General features: G+C 54.4%; 16 protein-coding genes. 3 read left to right on the forward strand and 13 right to left on the reverse strand.

All coding sequences use genetic code 11. The features are described from left to right. Positions 1–24: 24 nt before the first annotated feature. Genes yajC through queA form a run of 3 tightly spaced genes read right to left on the reverse strand, consistent with a single transcriptional unit; the run spans position 25 to position 2,633 of the window. Positions 25–357, reverse strand: a complete 333-nt coding sequence (gene yajC / locus HV352_RS18070; RefSeq protein ID WP_003021544.1) for a preprotein translocase subunit YajC — start codon at positions 355–357, stop codon at positions 25–27. A gap of 22 nt (positions 358–379) precedes the next feature. After that, positions 380–1,507, reverse strand: coding sequence for a tRNA guanosine(34) transglycosylase Tgt (gene tgt, locus HV352_RS18075; RefSeq protein ID WP_003021535.1), 1,128 nt, complete (start codon positions 1,505–1,507; stop codon positions 380–382). A 55-nt stretch (positions 1,508–1,562) separates the two neighbouring features. Continuing rightward, positions 1,563–2,633: a tRNA preQ1(34) S-adenosylmethionine ribosyltransferase-isomerase QueA gene (gene queA / locus HV352_RS18080; protein WP_181634947.1), complete on the reverse strand. Its 1,071-nt coding sequence runs from the start codon at positions 2,631–2,633 to the stop codon at positions 1,563–1,565. A gap of 217 nt (positions 2,634–2,850) precedes the next feature. Here queA and acpH point away from each other — a divergent pair, with 217 nt between their 5' ends. Continuing rightward, positions 2,851–3,432 carry an ACP phosphodiesterase gene (gene acpH, locus HV352_RS18085; protein ID WP_016155851.1) on the forward strand — a complete coding sequence of 194 codons (582 nt, stop codon included), beginning with the start codon at positions 2,851–2,853 and terminating at the stop codon, positions 3,430–3,432. A 168-nt stretch (positions 3,433–3,600) separates the two neighbouring features. Continuing rightward, positions 3,601–4,203: a peroxiredoxin gene (locus HV352_RS18090; protein WP_003021524.1), complete on the forward strand. Its 603-nt coding sequence runs from the start codon at positions 3,601–3,603 to the stop codon at positions 4,201–4,203. A 48-nt stretch (positions 4,204–4,251) separates the two neighbouring features. Here the strand turns inward: HV352_RS18090 and HV352_RS18095 are convergent, their stop codons facing one another. From HV352_RS18095 to HV352_RS18115, 5 genes are all read right to left on the reverse strand, one after another. Continuing rightward, positions 4,252–5,646 (reverse strand): DUF3999 domain-containing protein, encoded by a 1,395-nt coding sequence (locus tag HV352_RS18095; RefSeq protein WP_181634948.1) that lies wholly within the window; start codon positions 5,644–5,646, stop codon positions 4,252–4,254. Continuing rightward, complete coding sequence (locus HV352_RS18100; RefSeq protein ID WP_181634949.1) at positions 5,643–8,285, reverse strand: DUF2339 domain-containing protein; 2,643 nt, start codon at positions 8,283–8,285, stop codon at positions 5,643–5,645. Before HV352_RS18100 ends, HV352_RS18095 begins: the two co-directional genes overlap by 4 nt. 136 nt (positions 8,286–8,421) lie before the next feature. Then, a complete protein-coding gene (locus HV352_RS18105) occupies positions 8,422–10,290 on the reverse strand; it encodes an amidohydrolase (protein ID WP_016155848.1) in 1,869 nt (622 codons plus the stop codon). Between the two features lie 21 nt (positions 10,291–10,311). Beyond that, positions 10,312–10,857: an antibiotic biosynthesis monooxygenase gene (locus HV352_RS18110; protein WP_016152022.1), complete on the reverse strand. Its 546-nt coding sequence runs from the start codon at positions 10,855–10,857 to the stop codon at positions 10,312–10,314. Positions 10,858–11,030: 173 nt separating this feature from the next. After that, positions 11,031–11,672, reverse strand: a complete 642-nt coding sequence (locus HV352_RS18115) for a hydrolase (RefSeq protein WP_003021513.1) — start codon at positions 11,670–11,672, stop codon at positions 11,031–11,033. 273 nt (positions 11,673–11,945) lie between these two features. Here HV352_RS18115 and HV352_RS18120 point away from each other — a divergent pair, with 273 nt between their 5' ends. Then, positions 11,946–12,848 carry a LysR family transcriptional regulator gene (locus tag HV352_RS18120; RefSeq protein WP_049042268.1) on the forward strand — a complete coding sequence of 301 codons (903 nt, stop codon included), beginning with the start codon at positions 11,946–11,948 and terminating at the stop codon, positions 12,846–12,848. Here the strand turns inward: HV352_RS18120 and malZ are convergent. The 5 genes from malZ to phoB all read right to left on the reverse strand — a co-directional run bounded on the left by malZ (position 12,842) and on the right by phoB (position 20,012). Beyond that, complete coding sequence (gene malZ, locus HV352_RS18125) at positions 12,842–14,659, reverse strand: maltodextrin glucosidase (RefSeq protein ID WP_181634950.1); 1,818 nt, start codon at positions 14,657–14,659, stop codon at positions 12,842–12,844. The genes HV352_RS18120 and malZ overlap by 7 nt on opposite strands. A 138-nt stretch (positions 14,660–14,797) precedes the next feature. Continuing rightward, positions 14,798–16,171, reverse strand: coding sequence for a proline-specific permease ProY (gene proY / locus HV352_RS18130; RefSeq protein ID WP_016152018.1), 1,374 nt, complete (start codon positions 16,169–16,171; stop codon positions 14,798–14,800). A gap of 80 nt (positions 16,172–16,251) precedes the next feature. Next, positions 16,252–17,571, reverse strand: coding sequence for a branched-chain amino acid transporter carrier protein BrnQ (brnQ, locus tag HV352_RS18135; RefSeq protein ID WP_016152017.1), 1,320 nt, complete (start codon positions 17,569–17,571; stop codon positions 16,252–16,254). Positions 17,572–17,976: 405 nt separating this feature from the next. Beyond that, positions 17,977–19,272: a phosphate regulon sensor histidine kinase PhoR gene (gene phoR / locus HV352_RS18140; RefSeq protein WP_181634951.1), complete on the reverse strand. Its 1,296-nt coding sequence runs from the start codon at positions 19,270–19,272 to the stop codon at positions 17,977–17,979. A 50-nt stretch (positions 19,273–19,322) separates the two neighbouring features. Further along, positions 19,323–20,012: a phosphate response regulator transcription factor PhoB gene (gene phoB / locus HV352_RS18145; protein ID WP_003021496.1), complete on the reverse strand. Its 690-nt coding sequence runs from the start codon at positions 20,010–20,012 to the stop codon at positions 19,323–19,325. Positions 20,013–20,135 lie beyond the last annotated feature (123 nt).

A 20,135-nucleotide genomic window follows, 5' to 3' on the forward strand; every position in this document is an offset into this window, starting at 1 on the left:
AGTTCCCTTTGGGAAAACAATAAGTTACAGCGCCTTCATGGTGCCTTTCGGCAGAACGGCAGCTACGAAATCACGTTTAATAACCACTTCAGTGGTGTCGTTCAGCGCGATAGCGATGTAGCCAGATTCTGCTACTTTGGTCACGCGACCCACCAGACCACCGTTAGTCAGCACTTCATCGCCTTTCGCAATGGAGTTCATCAGATTTTTGTGTTCTTTGGTGCGCTTTTGCTGCGGGCGCAGGATCATGAAGTAGAAAATCAGACCAAACACCACCAGCATCAGAATCAGAGACATCGGGCTGCCCTGCGCCGGAGCACCTGTTGCCGCTACCGCATCAGAAATAAAAAAGCTCATTCAAATTCCCTCATTATTAAAATTAATCAACGTTCACAGGTGGAACTGGTCTACCCTGACGTTGGTAAAAATCGGTCACGAAGCTCTCTAATTTACCCTCTTCAATAGCCTTGCGTAAACCCGCCATCAAACGCTGGTAGTAGCGAAGGTTATGAATCGTGTTGAGTCGCGCGCCCAATATTTCGTTGCAACGGTCGAGATGATGCAAGTAAGCGCGCGAATAATTGCGACAGGTGTAGCAATCACACTCAGCATCGAGCGGACTGGTGTCGCTTTTATGTTTCGCGTTACGAATTTTTACCACGCCGTCAGTCACAAACAAATGACCATTACGGGCATTTCGCGTTGGCATCACGCAGTCAAACATATCGATACCGCGACGTACGCCTTCAACCAGATCTTCTGGTTTGCCGACGCCCATCAGGTAACGAGGTTTATCTGCCGGAATCTGTGGGCATACATGCTCCAGGATGCGGTGCATATCTTCCTTCGGCTCACCGACAGCCAAACCGCCGACAGCGTAGCCATCAAAACCGATGTCTACCAGACCTTTAACGGAGATATCACGTAAATCTTCGTAAACACTGCCCTGAATGATGCCAAAAAGCGCATTTTTGTTGCCGAGGCTATCAAAACGATCCCGACTGCGCTTCGCCCAACGCAGAGACATCTCCATCGAGCGTTTAGCATAGTCCCAGTCGGCCGGATACGGTGTACATTCGTCGAAGATCATGACGATATCGGAACCGAGATCGTATTGAATCTCCATTGATTTCTCGGGATCGAGGAAAATCGGATCGCCGTTGATCGGGTTACGGAAATGCACGCCCTGCTCGGTAATCTTACGGATATCACCCAGGCTGAAAACCTGGAAGCCGCCGGAATCGGTGAGGATTGGCCCTTTCCACTGCATAAAATCGTGCAGATCGCCATGCAGTTTCATGATTTCCTGCCCCGGGCGCAGCCACAGGTGGAAGGTGTTACCGAGGATAATCTGCGCGCCAGTTGCTTCAACTTCTTCCGGCGTCATGCCTTTCACGGTGCCGTAAGTACCGACCGGCATAAAAGCAGGTGTTTCTACTACGCCACGATCAAAAACCAGGCGGCCGCGGCGAGCGCGACCGTCTGTGGTATCCAGTTCAAATTTCATCTTAACTCCTGCGTCAGAAAAACAGTCCGACGTTTTAAATACTCATATCGCGGATTTATTCCCCGACACGCTCAGAAATAGCCTGCGGATTGTACGTGATAAACATCGCATCACCGTAACTAAAAAAGCGATATTCCGCTTTTACCGCTTCATGATAGGCGTGCATGGTGTTTTTATAACCAGCAAACGCGGAAACCAGCATGATCAGCGTTGATTCCGGCAGGTGGAAGTTGGTTACCAGGGCATCAATCACCTGATATTTATAGCCAGGATAAATGAATATTTGCGTATCGCCGAAAAACGGCTCGATAAGGTCGTTTTTGGCCGCCTGTGCCGCGCTTTCCAGTGAACGTACGGAGGTGGTGCCCACCGCAATCACGCGGTTGCCGCGCGCTTTCGCCGCCAGCACAGCATCAACGACATCCTGCGGCACTTCCGCATATTCGGAGTGCATGATGTGATCTTCGATGGTGTCTACGCGCACCGGCTGGAAAGTCCCCGCGCCCACGTGAAGCGTGACGAACGCCATTTCAATGCCTTTATCGCGCAGCTTAGCCAGCAGCGGATCGTCAAAGTGCAGACCCGCAGTCGGCGCGGCGACCGCACCGGGCTTTTCGCTATACACGGTCTGATACAGCTCGCGATCGGCATCTTCATCCGGACGGTCAATATACGGTGGCAGCGGCATATGGCCGATGGCGTTAAGGATATCCAGCACGCTGCGCTCGTCGTTAAACTCGACTTCAAACAGCGCGTCATGGCGTGCCACCATCGTTGTTTTAATACTTTCGTCGTCGCCCAGCAGCAGCTCGGCCCCCGGCTTTGGCGCTTTCGAGGCGCGAATATGCGCCAGAATACGTTTGTCATCCAACATACGCTCGACCAGCACTTCGATCTTGCCGCCGCTGGCTTTACGGCCAAACAGACGCGCCGGAATAACGCGGGTGTTGTTAAAGACCAGCAAATCGCCAGGGTTGAGCTTATCGAGCAAATCGGTGAAAGTACCGTGCGTCAGCGCGCCCGTCGGCCCGTCCAAAGACAGCAAGCGGCAACTACTGCGCTCAGCTTGCGGATAGTGGGCAATCAGGGATTCGGGTAGTTCAAAGGTGAAATCGGTAACGCGCATGACACTGACTCAGACTAAAATAAGAGGCGGGTAGTCTAGTGCCGGGGCGTCCTCCCTGCAACCTTTACCCCTCAAGTTAAGAGACATAATCTATACACAAAATCATTCAAGATGCATCGAGGCGGCAACTGAATGAGTCCCCGGGAGCTTACTCAAGTAAGTGACTGGGGTGAGTGAAGGCAGCCAACAAAGAGGTCGTTTGAAGGATGAAGTGGATATGAATTTTCTTGCACATTTGCATCTGGCTCACCTTGCCGACAGCTCACTTTCCGGCAATTTGTTGGCCGACTTTGTCCGGGGCAATCCGGAAACGCACTTTTCGCCTGACGTGGTGGAAGGCATCTTCATGCATCGTCGTATCGACGTGATGACCGATAACCTGCCGCAGGTGCGTGAAGCCAAAGAGTGGTTTCGCAGCGAAACGCGCCGTGTCGCGCCAATTACGCTGGACGTAATGTGGGATCATTTTCTGTCGCGCCACTGGTCGGAAATATCCCCCGACTTCCCGCTGGCGGACTTTGTGCGCTATGCTCGCACCCAGGTGACCACTATTTTGCCTGAATCGCCACCGCGCTTTATCAATTTAAACAACTATATATGGTCAGAGAAATGGCTTGAGCGCTATCGGGACATGGATTTTATCCAGAACGTCCTGAATGGCATGGCCAGCCGCCGCCCACGACTCGATGCCCTGCGTGACTCATGGTATGACCTGGATACGCATTACGATGCGTTAGAGGAACGATTCTGGCAGTTTTATCCGCAAATGATGGAACAGGCGCAGCGTAAAACCCTTTGACTACAGCCCGTATTAGCCGCCGGATAAGCAGTAGCCGCCATCCGGCAAAAGATTGATAGACAAAACCTGTCTCATTGATTGCCAGCGCCTCTTTGTCTTATTCCCGAACACTCTCTATACTGGCCCGCGTTGCGTTCCAAAAACCCCTTAACATTGCAGGAGAATTATATGGTACTGGTAACTCGTCAGGCTCCGGATTTCACAGCAGCTGCGGTACTAGGTAGCGGTGAGATCGTTGAAAACTTCAACTTCAAACAGCATACCAACGGTAAAACTACCGTTCTGTTCTTCTGGCCGATGGACTTCACCTTCGTTTGCCCGTCTGAACTGATCGCTTTCGACAAACGTTACGAAGAATTCCAGAAGCGCGGCGTGGAAGTTGTTGGCGTTTCCTTCGACTCTGAATTTGTCCACAACGCATGGCGTAACACCCCTGTCGACAAAGGCGGCATCGGTGCAGTGAAATACGCAATGGTTGCTGACATCAAACGCGAAATCCAGAAAGCCTACGGCATCGAACACCCGGAAGCGGGCGTTGCTCTGCGCGGTTCTTTCCTGATCGACGCTAACGGCGTTGTTCGCCACCAGGTGGTTAACGATCTGCCGCTGGGTCGTAACATCGACGAAATGCTGCGCATGGTTGACGCGCTGCAGTTCCACGAAGAGCACGGCGACGTTTGCCCGGCACAGTGGGAAAAAGGTAAAGAAGGTATGAACGCGTCTCCGGACGGCGTGGCAAAATACCTGACCGAGAACGTTTCCAGCCTGTAATTGGCATGAATCGTAAGAGGCCCGCAAATGCGGGCCTTTTTTATTGGTCTATGTCGGATTATCCTTTTTCACTTCACGCCAGATTCGCCACGCCATAAGCGCCAGTACGGCGACCCCAAGAATTAACGCCCCCCACACCAACAGCGTTTTCCACTGGCTTTGTTGCTCAGCTACTGACGTTGCCGTCAATCGCGCTTCACCACCAAGCGCCACGCTCTCCTGAAGAGTCGCCCACGGTAGATAATCTATCTCCTGCGATTTACGCAGCGACGCCGGGATCAGCATATCGAGACCAACATCAGCCTTTTTCGCCGCCCGGTTTCCCCACGCCAGCATATAAGGCCCTTTGCCCTGCGTATTAAACACCAGTTGATAACTGTCGCGCATGCCGCTCAACTCAGGCAGCCTCTCTGGCAACCGGGCGTTAATGGTCGTCATCCGGACGGCCTCAACCAACTGACCGGAAAGACGAATATCTTCCGAACTCCTCCAGTCCAGATTGTAAAGCATGGTTTTTGTCAGCGGCTGCCAGGGCTCTTTTTCAGCGCTGCGCCAGGCCAGTTCCACCGGTAAAACACCTTCACTTTCCAGATCGATGCGAAGCGAGGTCAGCGGCTGGGGCTGCGCCCATCGCCAGACGGCTTCGTCATCCGAAACCTTATTCCCCTGGGCTTCAATCACGATACGCTCGGATTCCGGCTCGCTGCTGGCCGCTATCGCGCTCACGCTGTTTAACGTCAGCGCCGGACTTTGCGAGTCGAGGATCACAAGCAGGTAGCGAGTCGCCTCCACAGAAAGCGTGAGGCTGGCGCTGATGGTGTCCATTTTCAGGCGATCGTTATCACGCGTCAGATCCATTAACGGCGCATCTTCCTGCACGGGTCGCCAGTAGCGCAAATCACTGCTTGCATAAACCGAGGCTTTCCCCTGCCAGTTGCCCGCCTGCGAGTCCCAGTTCAGGCGTAACTGCGCCAGTGAAAAGGCATCTTTCGTCTCTTCCGGGAGCGTCAGTAAATAGCTCTGGCCGAGCGCTTTGACATCATCACTTTGCAAATGAATTTCAATGCCGCTCTTCGAGCGTAAAACAATAGCGTCTCCGCCTCGTTGCCCCTCCTCACGCGGCGCAACCGGTGACATATCAAGCGGGAAAAAACGCAGCGCCACTGCCTCTGGCGTAACGGGCTGGGTTTTCTGCGCCACCAGAGTAAACGGCACCGTCTCCCCCAGATGGTTAAAGACCCGGACATCGCGCAAATCCGCCCAGGCGGTACCCGGATACACCGCCGGAGGTAGCGAAAGGCGATACCACGGCGATGTGCCCGTAGTTTCCAGCGTCACCCCCGTTACGTAGTCCGCCGGAGACTCTTTCACTTCATCGCTGCTTACCGCCGCGCCTGTCACGCCCAGCAGTACGCTGCATAACACCGCTTTCATCCATTTCATTTTTCTTCTCCAGCTTTGGGCGGTAATGGTGAAAAATACCCGATAATCAACACCAGAATGGCCACACCGATAAACGCAACCGCGCGCGCCAGGCCGCCTCCTCCTGCGCTGTCCACCAGCATCAGTTTCACAATGACTATCCCCAGCAATACCGCGCCACACAGCCATTCCCGACGCGAGCGGCGCCGGGTCGCCCGCAGCATCACCACCAATGCCGCCAGCATCCAGAACAGAGCAAAACAGGTTTGAATCAGCCGTGAATCCCATAGTGTGTCTACACGCCACGCAACCTCGCCATACCAGGACAATGCGCGCAGCAGCACACCATTGAGCCACCAAAAGCTGAGCGCCATCAGCGCCACAACCGGCCATGGGCGACATACCGAAAGCTGCGCCGGGAAATAGCGTTCAGACGCGCGATAAAACACCACCAAGCCCAGCAGGGCAAAAGCTGCGCCCTCTTCCAGCGGGTTGAGCAACGGCAGATAAGTCTGACGATAAACCACGCCATCTTGTAAATTCGTCAGCACGAGCAGACCGACCAGCACCAGCACAACGGGAACCATCGCCTGAACAGAATAGAGGGCCGGCCAGATGCGAAACGGCCAGATTTGTCGATGAACAGACTGATAAATCAGGAAAATAAGCAGCCCGCCAGCCGCCATCATCAGGCCGCTACCCCACGCAGCCCTTCCCCACGGCAGCCCCTGCGCGAACCAGAACAGCTCAACCGCGAGCGCCAGTAAAATCATCCAGAAGAACGATAAATGCGCCAGTCTGGAAAGCATTGGCGGTAATATTTGTGCGTCACGCCAGAGCAGCGCTACCGCAACAATTAGCGCCGCGCACCAGGCCAGATTCGGCCAGCCCGCCGCAAAAATCTGCTGTACAGCGATCTGATACATCAGCATCACCAGCATCATCGGCCACAGCAGCCATTTACTGGCATCCAGCTCCCGCCACGCCAGGCGACCCGCGATACTTCGCCAGCCCCAGCTCGATACCGCCATTAATGCCAGCACGCCAGACAGTACCCACCGATCCTGTTTCAGAACGAGTTGCGATGCCGCAACGAGCGCAACAATCCAGAAAACCAAACCACCAGCGAGTAGCGCCCAACTGCCCGGCATCCAAATGTTGCGCCATAGCCATGCAGCAACCAGCCAACTGAGGCTGAGCACGGCAAAAATCAGCATGACTGAGAGCGCGGTTGTTCCGTTCGCCAGCGCCCATAGCGCGCTCCCCACGGCCAGCACGAGCAGCGCCGTACCGCTATAACTCATGCGTCGTTGCTGTTGTTGCACGCCCAGCCAGAGGATCCCAAGCCCCTCCAGCGACCAGGCCATCGCCGTCCAACGGGCTGAAAGCGCCAACGGGATAGCAAGCGTGGTAAACGCACCACCGAGCGCCAGGGCGGACAATACCAGAGGTCTCCCCAGAGAAGAGGAACGGCGCAACGCAAACTTTGCTAACACCAGATAGAAACCACCGTAGCCCAGCGCACTAAGCGCCGGACCATAAGCCATATGCCGGGTAATGGCATACTGCATTCCAAAACCGATCAGCGGTGGGGCAAACAGCAGTACGCCGTCAATAATCTGTTTGCCTTTTTCCTGCGCCCGGAGCGACAACGCCACGCTCAGCACGCCAAAAATAATCGTGTTGGCGATCAGGAACAGTTGGCAACTCAGGTAATACTCTGGTCGATAGCCCTCCAGGCCCCACATCCCGCCAACGCCGAAGGTGAACAACAGGCCGAGCAGATTAAGCTCCCGCCAGTGCTGCCAGATGCTGATGGCGAGAATGCCGACCGAGAGCAGAAGATAGAAAGAGAAGAGCGCGACATGACTGCCGCCGCCGGTGGAAAGCAGCAGCGGCGCGAGATAACCGCCAAGACTTGCCAGCATCGCCAGGCTGAGCGCCTTTTGCAGAATAGCCAGCCCCACACTCGCCGCACAAATCACCACCAGCAGCGCAAATGCCAGCGTCATTGGCAGCATTTGCCACAGCCGGAACGCGCCAAAGACGGTGAGATAGAGTGCTCCGGTAGCTCCCCCCTGTAATATCAGCGCATAGATCGGTTGCTTATGCCGCAACCGCCAGCCCAACGCCAACAGCACAATAGCGAACAGCGCGGCCGCCACCAGACGCAGCTCCAGCGGAAACAGAGAATGTTCGACCGTATAACGCAGCAGGAAAGAAAGCCCCAAAAACAGGAGCAAAATACCGAGCTTTGCCAACGGGTTACCCTGCATAAACCAGCGCACCAGCGATGACATTACCCCGCCAAAAGCAGAAGGCCGCTCGACGTCGGGCGTAGATACCGCCGCATTATCCGGCTTCGGCTGTGAAGCCCACGGGTTAACGGGCTCAGGCGGCGGCTCAGTTACAGGCTCCGGCGATACGCTGCTCATCGCAGCCGTTGGCTCAACGGCAGGAACAATTTCTTTTGCTGCCGTTGGCTCAACGGCGCTGGTCTGCGCCACACCGCGCAGCTCCAGCTCCTCTACCCGACGGCGCAAGACCATCAGCTCAGAACGTACAGCCGCACTGCGTCTGAATGCCACGATCGCGAGGCCAGGAACCACTACCAGCGCGAAGAATAATACAATGCAGCCAAGGGTTAGCAGCTCATCCATGTTTCCACCTTCACTGTATAAAGACAGACCAGAATGACACAAATTGTTGCAGTTGCGCCATATCGGTTAACACGATGAACCGCTTTTCAGAATAGACAATCAGCCCCTGCGTTTGGCCAGGGGCTGTGATGAGGGATTAAAACGCGAAGCAGGAGCAGCCAAGCGCGCCCCAGAAAGCCCGGTCATCTGACACCGGAATTGCCGATTTACGCGCTATATCATGCTGATGACCGTGTACGCCGCAGCTGCCGCAGCACTGGTGCATCTGCACCATTGCGCCAATTTTCGCCGCAGCAGGCGGCGCTGAGCGATAGTGCCCCGGCACTTTTACCACCGGCGACCAGTCAGGTACAACCGGGATGGCCGGCGGCGCCAGCGGAGTGAAATGCCCGGCCGCATACACCACTTTGCCATCGACAATGGTCATTACCGACTCTATGCCTTTGATCTCCTCTTCCGGCACACTGAAGTAATCTTTAGACAGCACCACCAGGTCGGCCAGTTGGTCTTTCTCGATGCGCCCTTTCTTACCCTGTTCGCTGGAGAACCAGGCGCTACCGGCCGTCCACAGTTCCAGCGCCACATCGCGCGGCAGGCGATTGTTATCATCGTACATCGCCATCCCTCCCACAGTACGGCCCGAAACCAGCCAGTAGAGCGCTGTCCACGGGTTGTAGCTGGCCACGCGGGTGGCATCAGTCCCCAGCCCTACCGGAACGTCAGCCGCCAGCATTTTCGCCACTGGCGGGGTATGTTTGACCGCATCTTTGCCATAGCGATCGACAAAATATTCGCCCTGGAACGCCATACGGTGCTGAACAGCGATCCCGCCCCCCAGCGCTTTTACGCGCTCGATATTCCGTTCGGTAATCGTTTCAGCGTGATCGAAGAACCAGTGCAGGCCATTGAACGGGATATCGCGATTCACCTTCTCGAATACGTCGAGCATTCGGCTGATGGATTCATCGTAGGTGGCGTGCAGGCGGAACGGCCAGCGGTGCTCCACGAGGTGGCGCACCACGCGCTCCAGCTCATCTTCCATACCTTCCGGCAGATCCGGGCGTGGCTGGAGAAAGTCTTCAAAATCCGCGGCCGAGAAGACCAGCATTTCCCCTGCCCCATTGGCACGGTAGAAGTCGGTCCCCTGCCCTGGTTTGAGCATATCGGTCCAGCGCTCAAAGTCTTCCAGTTCCTGCTGCGGACGCTGGGTAAACAAGTTGTAGGCGATGCGCACCGTCATCTGTTTGTTGGCGTGTAGCTGCTCAATTATCTCGTAATCTTCCGGGTAGTTCTGAAAACCACCGCCTGCATCGATGGCGCTGGTCAGCCCGAGACGGTTCAGCTCGCGCATAAACTGCCGGGTCGAGTTGACCTGCATTTCCAGCGGCAGTTTTGGTCCTTTTGCCAGCGTCGAATAAAGGATCATGGCGTTGGGTTTGGCGATCAGCATCCCGGTTGGGTTACCGTTGCTATCACGCACAATCTCACCACCCGCCGGGTCCGGCGTCGCTTTGGTGTAGCCGACTGCTTTCAGTGCGGCACGGTTCAGCAAAGCTCTGTCGTAGAGGTGCAGAACAAAAACTGGGGTATCCGGGGCAGCTTCATTCAGTTCTTCGAGGGTTGGCATGCGACGTTCGGCAAACTGGAATTCGCTCCAGCCGCCCACCACGCGCACCCATTGCGGCGATGGCGTTCTGTCAGCCTGCTCTTTGAGCATGCGTAGCGCGTCCGCCAGCGACGGTACGCCTTCCCAACGCAATTCCAGGTTGTAATTCAGACCGCCGCGAATGAGGTGCAGGTGCGAATCGTTCAGGCCCGGGATCACCGTATGTCCCTGCAGATCGACAACCTGCGTCCCGTCGGTGGCAAAACTCATGATGCGATCGTGGCTACCGGTCGCCAGGATCTTACCATTGGCGATCGCCACCGCCTCGACCTGCGGGTTTTGTCTTTCGAGAGTATGAATTTTTCCGTGAGTCAGAATCAGTGTGGCAGTTTGAGACATAACAATCTCCTGAGAAACCGGTCAGGCTTTTTTCAGCCATCCGGCAAACAGACGGGTTACGATGGGCATCCAGAACCAGACCACCAGCGCAACCACACAGGCATCATTGATCAAATGCAGGAGTAACGAGCCCTTCATGGCAGGCAGCACAATGCCGGTCAACCACGGCACCAGATTGGTGCTGGGAAAAATCACCAGCAGGGTTATCAGAAACTGTTTCCAGCGCCTGGGCTGACGTACATGGGGCGCGGGCGGCGTAAACCAGAACGCTGCTTCGGTGCGGATTTCGGTTTTATCCCCCTCCGCCAGCAGCGGGGCAATCTCTTCGACCAGCACGCGGCGCGTATCGGACTGGGTCCAGTTATACAGATGCTCAAGCGTGTCGAAGCGGATAATGATGTTCCACAGATTGTTGCCATCTGCAGGACGAATCACATTCGCCCCCAGATGACCGGGAAACTCGGCCGCCACCGGCATGATTTTCCCCAGCCACTGCTCATACCGCTGCGCTTGTTCAGGCAGCAGGGTGTGGGAAATCACCAACGTCACATGTTTGTTCTGCGCCATAAAGGGTTCCTTGTGGAGAGGAAACAGGCCCGCTTAGGCCACGGAAGCAATACACAAAATCATTCATGGCGCATCGAAGCGGCAAGATTGTGTATCCCCGGAAGCTGACAAAGTGAGTGACCGGGGTACGCAAACGAAGCCTACAAAGAGGCAACATGAAGGATGAGGTGTATTTAGGCTTTACGTTCCGGCGCGCCATGCACCATGGTGTAGGCGTAATCCACGCCCATACCGTAGGCGCCGCTGTGCTCACGTACCAGATCCATGACGGCGTCGTAGGTTTCTTTGCGGGACCAGTCGCGCTGGTACTCGAGAAGAACCTGTTGCCAGGTCACTGGTACGGCGCCCGCCTGTACCATGCGGTCGATAGAACGCTCATGGGCATCCACGGACGTGCCGCCGGAAGTGTCAGTTACCACATAAACTTCGTAACCCGCTTCCAGCGCCATCAGCGCCGGGAAAGTCAGGCATACTTCGGTCCACAGCGCGGAGATAATCAATTTTTTACGCCCGGTCGCTTCCACGGCTTTCACAAACGCCGCATCTTCCCAGGAGTTCATCGAGGTGCGTTCAATTGGTTTCACATCAGGATGAACCGCTAACAATTCCGGCCAGATATAACCGCTAAAACTTTTCGTTTCCACAGAAGTATAAATCACCGGAACATTGAATATTTTCCCGGCCTTCGCTAATGCCACGGTATTATTTTTCAAAGTCTGGCGGTCAATATTCGCCACACCAAATGACATTTGCGGCTGATGATCAATAAAAATAAGCGTTGAATTTTGAGGGTCAATCAGTTCCCGAATAGACATAGCACACCTTCTTAATCAATAAGTTAAAAGGCAACGGTCTGTATCTGCCGTCAGCAGCAGGATCCTGAATCAGAAAGCTTGTTGAGTATAGCGGGAAATTTCTAACGAGTTATTAAAGAAAACTTACCATCCAGTGAAACTATTAATTTTGTGTTGCGATATATCCTAAACAACATCAAAAAAATGCGCATGACTCATCTAATTTATTCACTGGCATTGTTTTTCTCCATTCGGTACAACAGAGGGGTTTAATTTTCAGGATATTTTCTGCTTATGCGCATCAATCTGGATGTTTTGCTAATTCTCGACGCACTTGATAAACAGGGTTCATTTGCTGCGGCGGCCGAATCGCTGTTTAAAACCCCTGCAGCACTCAGCTATATGATTCAAAAGCTGGAAAGTGATTTGAATATCGAGTTGCTTGACCGTTCCGGTCACCGAGCAAAATTTACCGACACCGGTCAGATGATGCTGGAAAAGGGACGTTTGCTGCTGAGTGCGGCAAAAGATCTCGAAAAGCAGGCGGTGCAGCTGAGTTCAGGCTGGGAAAAAGAGCTGGCGATTGCGCTGGACGACTCCTTCCCTTTCGCCTCGCTGTTGCCCATTATCGATGAATTTCACGCGCTGAATAAGCAAACCCGCCTTAACTTCACCCACCATACGCTGGCGGGCTCCTGGGAGGAGCTGACGCATAATGGAGCAGATATTATTTTGGGGGCGATTAATGAACCGCCTACGTCAGCGGCCTGGTCCTACAAAATGCTTGGCACGCTGGACAATGTGTTTGTCGTTGCGCCTGAGCATCCGCTGGCCGCAGCACCGGATGGCCTGACTAACGAACAGCTGTGCCTGCACCGGGCGATTGTCATTAGCGACAGCGCCCGCTTTTGTCATCCGTTACAAACTAATCTGATGGAGGAGCAGGCGCAGATTCGCGTTGATGATTTCCACAGTAAGGTGATGCTACTGCGGGCCGGCTTGGGCTGCGGATTTCTCCCCCGCCATATTGCTAACCCGTGGCTTGCCACGGGCGAGCTGGTGGAAAAAACGGTGATCTCATTTCGCCAAAAAGACGTGGCCTATATGGCCTGGCGCAATAACCGCGATGGACTGGCGCAGCGCTGGTGGCGGGAAACGCTGCTGGCAAGCCAGGATGTTACGCGCTTATATCAATGACCCATCCACACCGAGGCGGAAATCGCCGGCAGCGTCAGGATATCCTCGGCAAGCACGCCTTTGCCCTCCTGGTGCTGCCATTGACTGACGCTCAGTAATGGCGAGGCTGGCAGGACCACTTCACAGGCGTGGCCACGGTTAATCGCCACCAATACACGCTGGCGGTTTAGCACGCGTACAAACACCACCACGTTATCCTCGGCGTAAATCACCTGACAACCACCATGGCGCAGCGCCTGGCTCTGGTGGCGTAATGTTGCCAGCCGCTGATACAACGCCAGCAGGTTAGCGTCCTGTTTTTCAGGCTGCCACGGGAATGGTTTGCGACAAAACGGATCGTTGTTCCCATCCAGTCCCACTTCGTCACCGTAGTAAATACAGGGCACGCCAGGCCAGGTAAACAGCCACACCACCGCCAACGGTAAACGTGCGACGTCTTTACCGAGCAGAGATTTAAAACGGGCGGTATCGTGGCTGTCGAGCTGGTTGAACATCCGCAACTGCTGCTGATGCGACAAACCCGCGCGATAGTTATCCATCCACGCCATACAGGTCCGGGCGTCAATGAATTGCGGATCGTATGAGATATCGGTATTGGCGAGAAATCCCCATATCGGGAAGGTAAAACCGCGATAGTTCATGGCGGCATCTTCCGCGTCGGCCTGCAACCATTGGCGCGCGTCGCCAAAATGCTCGCCCACCACATACGCCTCTGACTGGGTCTCTTTCGCCGCCTGCGTAATTCCGGCCACGTGCTGCAGGTTGTTGTGCGCACCACCGGCCTCTCCCAGCATATGCACCACGTCAAGACGCCAGCCGTCCATACTCCACGGCGCTTTCAGCCAGTGGCGAACGATACTGTCTTCGCCGCGATAAATTTCATTCACCAGGCTTTCAGAGGAAAAGTCCAGCTTGGGCAGGCTGGAATACCCCAGCCAGTCGAGCGCGACGCCGTCGGCTGAGAAATGATACCAGTCGCGCCAGGGGGATTGCGGATTATGGCACGCGCCATCCGTTCCCCGGTTATGTCGGTCAAACCAGGCGTGTGAATCGCCGCTATGGTTAAAAACACCGTCGAGAATCAGGCGCATCCCCTGCTGTTGGGTGGTGTGACGCAGACGCAGCAGCGCCCTGTCGCCGCCAAACTGCGGATCAACATGACGGTAATCTTCGGTATCGTATTTATGCACGCTCGGCGCGGTAAATACCGGATTCAGGTACAGCGCCGTGACGCCTAACGTTTTCAGATACGGCAGCTTTTCGCTGATGCCGTCCAAATCGCCGCCATAAAACGTGGACCCACCGGCCTGGGCCGTAAGCGGTTCATCCCACTCGCGCCGCACAATATCGTGTCCGGCAGCGTGGTGGTAATAGACGTTATCCTGAGTCGCTTCACGCGACTGGCTGCGGGCAAAACGGTCCGGGAAAATTTGGTAAAAAATCTGATCGGCGACCCACTGCGGACCGTTATCCGGCACATCAACAGCAAACTGCTCCAGACGCGCAGGCGGAAAACGGCTGAATCCCTGCGGGGTAAACCACAACTGACGATCGAGCCAAAGTAATTTAAAACTATAGCGTCGACGAGGCTGTCCGCTGGAGAGATCGATCGCCGCTCTCCACGCGGTCACGCCCGGTTGCGGCTGGCTGCGTTGCTTGTGCATACCCAACGAAATCTCTTCGTTATCGTTTTCTGCGCGTAGCGTCACCCGCTGGGGTGGATTTTCCCCCGCCAGCCATAATGTAATCGTCAGTTGATCTTTGTTTTGCTTAACAAATGGGGCAACCGGAAGGTGCCAGGCGTTCAACATCACGTATCCCCTTTGATGATAATGACGTCACCTTGCCATAGCGAAGTGCAGGATCACTCATCATCTTAACGTTTATTGGGGGAGGAGTGCGGGGGAGGAGAAAATTGCCGGGTAACATTAAGCTACCCGGCAAAAATATTACTGCGCTTCAGCCAGTTGGCGCTCGCGACGGCGCTTGAAAACCCAGCCGGCAAGCAGCAGGATAATCCACGCAAAGCCGACGTATAGCGAAATGCGGGTATCCGGATGATAGCCGATAAGCGCGATGATAAAGACCAGGAAAATCAGGCCAATGACGGTCGTCACAACCCCACCCGGCACTTTAAATTTCAGCGCCTTAACCTCTTCCGGCGGCAGACGACGACGGAAGGCAATTTGTGACAGCAGGATCATAATCCACACCCATACCGTTGCGAAGGTCGCCAGAGAGGCGATCACCAGGAAGACGTTTTCCGGCATGATGTAGTTAAGATACACCGCAAACAGCAGCGCGATGGTCATCACCATCACCGTCACCCATGGCACGCCACGACGCGACGTCTTGGCGAACATTTTCGGCGCGCTGCCCTGCTCCGCCATACCGTGCAGCATACGCCCCACGCCAAAGACGTCAGAGTTGATGGCCGACAGCGACGCGGTCAGGACTACGAAGTTGAGGATCCCGGCGGCAAAGGTAATCCCCATATGCTGGAACGTCAGAACGAACGGGCTACCGTCAGTGCCGACCTGGTTCCACGGGTAAATAGACATGATGACGAACAGCGTCCCCACGTAAAACACGAGGATACGCATCGGTACGGAATTGATGGCCCGCGGAATAGATTTTTCCGGGTCTTTGGCTTCGCCAGCGGTAATCCCGATAATCTCAATCCCGCCGTAGGCGAACATCACCATTTGTAGCGACATCACCATGCCGAGCCAGCCGTTGCTGAAGAAACCGCCGTTGCTCCACAGATTATGGATACCGGTAGGCTGTCCGCCGTTACCAATCCCCCAAATGATGATGCCAAAACCGGCGACAATCATGATGATAATGGTGGCGACTTTAAAGAACGAGAACCAAAATTCCAGCTCGCCAAACACCTTCACGCTCATCAGGTTGATGGCGCAGATAATCAATACCACGCTGAGTACCCAAATCCAGTGCGGTACGGCCGGGAACCAGACGCCCATGTAAATACCAAAGGCAGTCACATCGGCAATGGCGACAATCAGGATTTCAAAACAGTAGGTCCAGCCGGTTATGTAGCCTGCCAGCGGTCCGAGGTTTTCCTGCGCATAGCGCGAGAAGGAGCTGGCTGCAGGGTTATGAACGGACATTTCGCCCAGCGCGCGCATAATGATATACGCCGCTACGCCGCCGATAATATAGGCCAGCAACACGCTTGGCCCCGCCATTTTGATGGCATCGGCCGAGCCGTAGAACAGCCCGGTACCAATTGCTGAACCTAATGCCATAAAGCGAATGTGCCGGGTGCTCAGCCCACGCTTTAGCTTGTTATTACTTTCCATCGATTCCTAACCTGTTAACACAATAAAAAACCACGGGGCCATGTTAATAGCCCCGTGGTTAAAACTTATTGTCAGTGATATTAGTGTGCGCTGGAGGTCACTTGTCGACCCGCTGCACGATCCCAGATAACTGCCAGGACCACCATCACGACTGTTGGCATCAACCACGCCAGCCCCTGTTCCGCCAGCGGTAAACGCTGGGTCCAGGCCGGTAACACGTCGCCAATTGCAGAAGCTTTAATGCCATCAAGGATACCAAAAATCAGGCTGATAAACATCGCAGGTGCAATGACGCGGGAAGAATTATGCCACCATGAGCGGGTAAAACTTAATACAACCAGTGCGATACATGGCGGATAGATAGCCGTCAGCACCGGAATAGAGATCTGAATCAGATGGCTCAGACCCAGGTTAGAGACCACCATCGAGAAGCCGCCGAGGATAAATACCAGCGTACGATAAGACAGTGGAACGTACTGGGCAAAGAACTCTGCGCACGCGCAGGTCAGGCCAACAGCGGTGACCAGACAGGCGATGAAAATCAACGCCGCCAGCAGGAAGCTCCCTGCGCCACCAAAGGTGTGCTGAACATACGCATGCAGAATTGCCGCGCCGTTAGCAGATTGATCGACCAGAATTGCGCTATCTGAACCCAGACGGAACAGCGCGAGATACAACAGCGTTAAGCCCACACCCGCCATCAAACCCGCCCAAACGGTATAACGGGTCAGCAGACGCGCTTCAGTAACGCCACGCGAGCGAGCGGCGTTGACGATAACAATACCAAATACCATCGCGCCCAGCGTATCCATGGTCAGATACCCGTTCACGAAGCCATTAGAAAACGCAGCAGTTTGATAGGCTTCCATCGCATTGCTGATCGGGCCTGCTGGCCAGACGATTGCGGCGACAGACAGGACCACCAGCGCCAGGATTTTCAGCGGAGCCAGGAAATTACCAACCGTATCCAGCAGTTTGCCCGGATACAGCGAAACCAGAATTACAATCGCGAAATAGACCACGCTGTAGATAAGCAGTGGCAGCGCGGAGTCACCGGTCAGCGGAGCAATCCCGACTTCGAAAGAGACCGTTGCGGTACGCGGCGTAGCAAATAACGGTCCAACAGCCAGATAGCACACGGTCGCCAGCAGCAAACCAGCGACTTTACCGATAGGCGTGCTCAGTCGGTCCACACCACCACCGACTTTCGCCAGCGCGACAACGGTAAGTACCGGCAGGCCAACGGCGGTAATCAAAAAGCCAAAAGCCGCAGTCCAGACGTGTTCACCTGCCTGCAAACCAACCATTGGGGGGAAGATGATGTTACCTGCACCAACGAACAGTGCAAATGTCATAAATCCCAAAGCGATAATATCGCGCGATTTTAACTGATGGGTCATAAAGTCTTACTGCCTGTGGATGTGGTGTTGAAAATAATAAATTTTTGCCTTTCCCTGGGGGACAATACAGCGGCATTTTTGCTCAATTCCAGCGGGAAACACTCCCAGACTGGCGCGGCGAAGAATAGTTTTTCGATTTACCGCGTAAATGCAGTCGGTATGACAGCACCTGGAGCGCAATTTAAACGCTTATAACGTTTTAAAGCAAGGTGGGATCCAAAAACCAGAACAATATAGCGATATGAAAAATGTGGTTAGCACAAAACACCATTTCATGGAAAAAGGTATGGGTAATAGTTCGAACAAAAAACAACCAAACGTCGTAAAATTCAGGATGGTTATATTGACCGCATAGAAAAAGCCAGCTTGCGCTGGCTTTTGGAAAGATTATCTTACGAATGCGCCTTAACCGTTAATTTTGGCAATTAAACGTTCCGGGATCACGAAACTAAATCGCGTCCCAACGCCTGGTTCGCTTTCGATACTCAAGCGACTGTCGTGATGATGCAGCGCATGCTTAACGATGGCCATACCAAGTCCGCTGCCGCCCGTTTGCCGTGATCGCGCCTTATCCACACGATAAAAACGTTCGGTTAATCGTGGAATATGCTCGGCGGCAATGCCTGGACCGTTGTCTTCCACGCAAAACTCCGCCCCCGACGCCACATGCTGCCAGCGTACGGTAATGTGCGTTCCCGCTGGCGTATGGTTCACCGCGTTGTAGACGAGATTCGAGATAGCGCTACGCAACTGCTCCTCGTTACCCCGCACGTTCAGGCTGTTATCAACATCAAAGGTAAACGTATGTTTTTGCTGGCTCAGCGTTTGCGCTTCGTGTTCGAGCACGCGCAGCATCATGGGCACATCGACCTTCTCATTCAGCAGTAGCGTCGGCGCAGCCTCAATTTTTGACAGCGTCAGCAGCTGTTTCACCAGCCCTTCCATGCGATACGTTTGTTCACGCATGGTATGCAGCGCTTTTTCACGCGTCGTCCCTTCCAGCGGATGCTCCTGCATCATTTCCAGGTACCCTTGTAACACCGTCAGCGGCGTACGCAGTTCATGGCTGGCGTTGGCGAAAAAGTTACGTCGTGAACCTTCCAGTTGATGCATCTGGGTAACGTCGCGCGCCACCATCAGCAGTTGCTTATCGGTATAGGGCATCACGCGAATTTCCAGATGCCGTCCGGTATTGAGTACCAGATTGATCGGTCGGCTAAAATCGCGCGTTTTCAGATATTGTGTAAATTCCGGGTAGCGCAACAGGTTAAGAATATTTTGCCCGCTATCGTCCGGCCAGCGCAGTCCCAGAACCTGCTGGGCCAGTCCGTTACACCAGAAGATACCGCCTTCTTCAGTGGTCAGCACCACCGCGTCGGGTAGCGATTCCGCCCCGCTGCGAAAACGTTTAATCAGATTACCCAGTTCACGACGGCGCTTTTTGTTGCGCAGTTGCATTTGATGCAGCCCGTACAGCAACGGCTCCCAACTGCCTCGCCCCGGCGGCGGCGTCATGCTTCTGTCGACCCATAGCCACCAGGACAAACGTAATAAATTCCAGAAATGCCAGATAAGCAGGCCCGTTACCGACGCCAGTAAAAACCAGGGCAGGTAACCGAAAAAAGCGCTAAGGATAAATGCCGGTATGCAGCACAGGATCAGCTCCAGTACCAACCTTTTCCATGACAATCGTTCTAGCAAACGTCTTACTCCCTATACGGCCTAATCCTTCAGGCCCTGATTCTTGTCAGTCAGAAGCGGGTTGAAAAACGATATCCCGTCCCGCGAACCGTCTGCACCATACGATCGTGTCCGCTGTGCTCCAGCGCCTTACGTAAGCGGCGGATGTGCACATCCACTGTCCGGTCTTCCACGTACACATTGGTTCCCCAGACATGATTGAGGAGTTGCTCGCGACTGTAGACACGCTCGGGATGAGTCATAAAGAAGTGCAACAGTTTGAATTCGGTCGGCCCCATATCCAGCGGATCCTCGCCGGTCATCACGCGATGCGAGGTGGGATCAAGGCTTAGCCCCTGCATCTCTATAACCTCTTCGACCGCCATCGGTGAAATACGACGCAGAACTGCTTTAATACGCGCCACCAGCTCCTTGGGAGAAAAGGGCTTGGTAATATAGTCATCCGCGCCGGTTTCCAGCCCCCGGACGCGATCTTCCTCTTCCCCCCTCGCTGTCAGCATCATCACCGGGATATCCCGCGTCATCGCTTCGCGCTTGAGATGTTTAATAAACTGTAGACCCGAGCCGCCTGGAAGCATCCAGTCAAGCAGGACGAGATCCGGCCAGGGTTCATTAAGTTGGTTCACAGCACTGTCATAGTCTTCGGCTTCAACGGGTTGAAATCCGTTTTGCTCTAGCACGAAGCAGACCATTTCACGAATTGGAGCTTCATCTTCTACGACCAGAATACGTCTCGCCATGATTTGCCCTGTTTGTAATTAAATCGTTTGCCATCAATACAGTGCCATTATGCGTCAGTTTTATGACAGATTTATGAAAAGATAGTCCAGGTTTAACGCAGCCCGGCGAATTATGACAGCCCG

This window comes from Citrobacter sp. RHBSTW-01044, from assembly GCF_013781945.1.
In the GTDB taxonomy this organism is placed as follows: domain Bacteria; phylum Pseudomonadota; class Gammaproteobacteria; order Enterobacterales; family Enterobacteriaceae; genus Citrobacter; species Citrobacter braakii.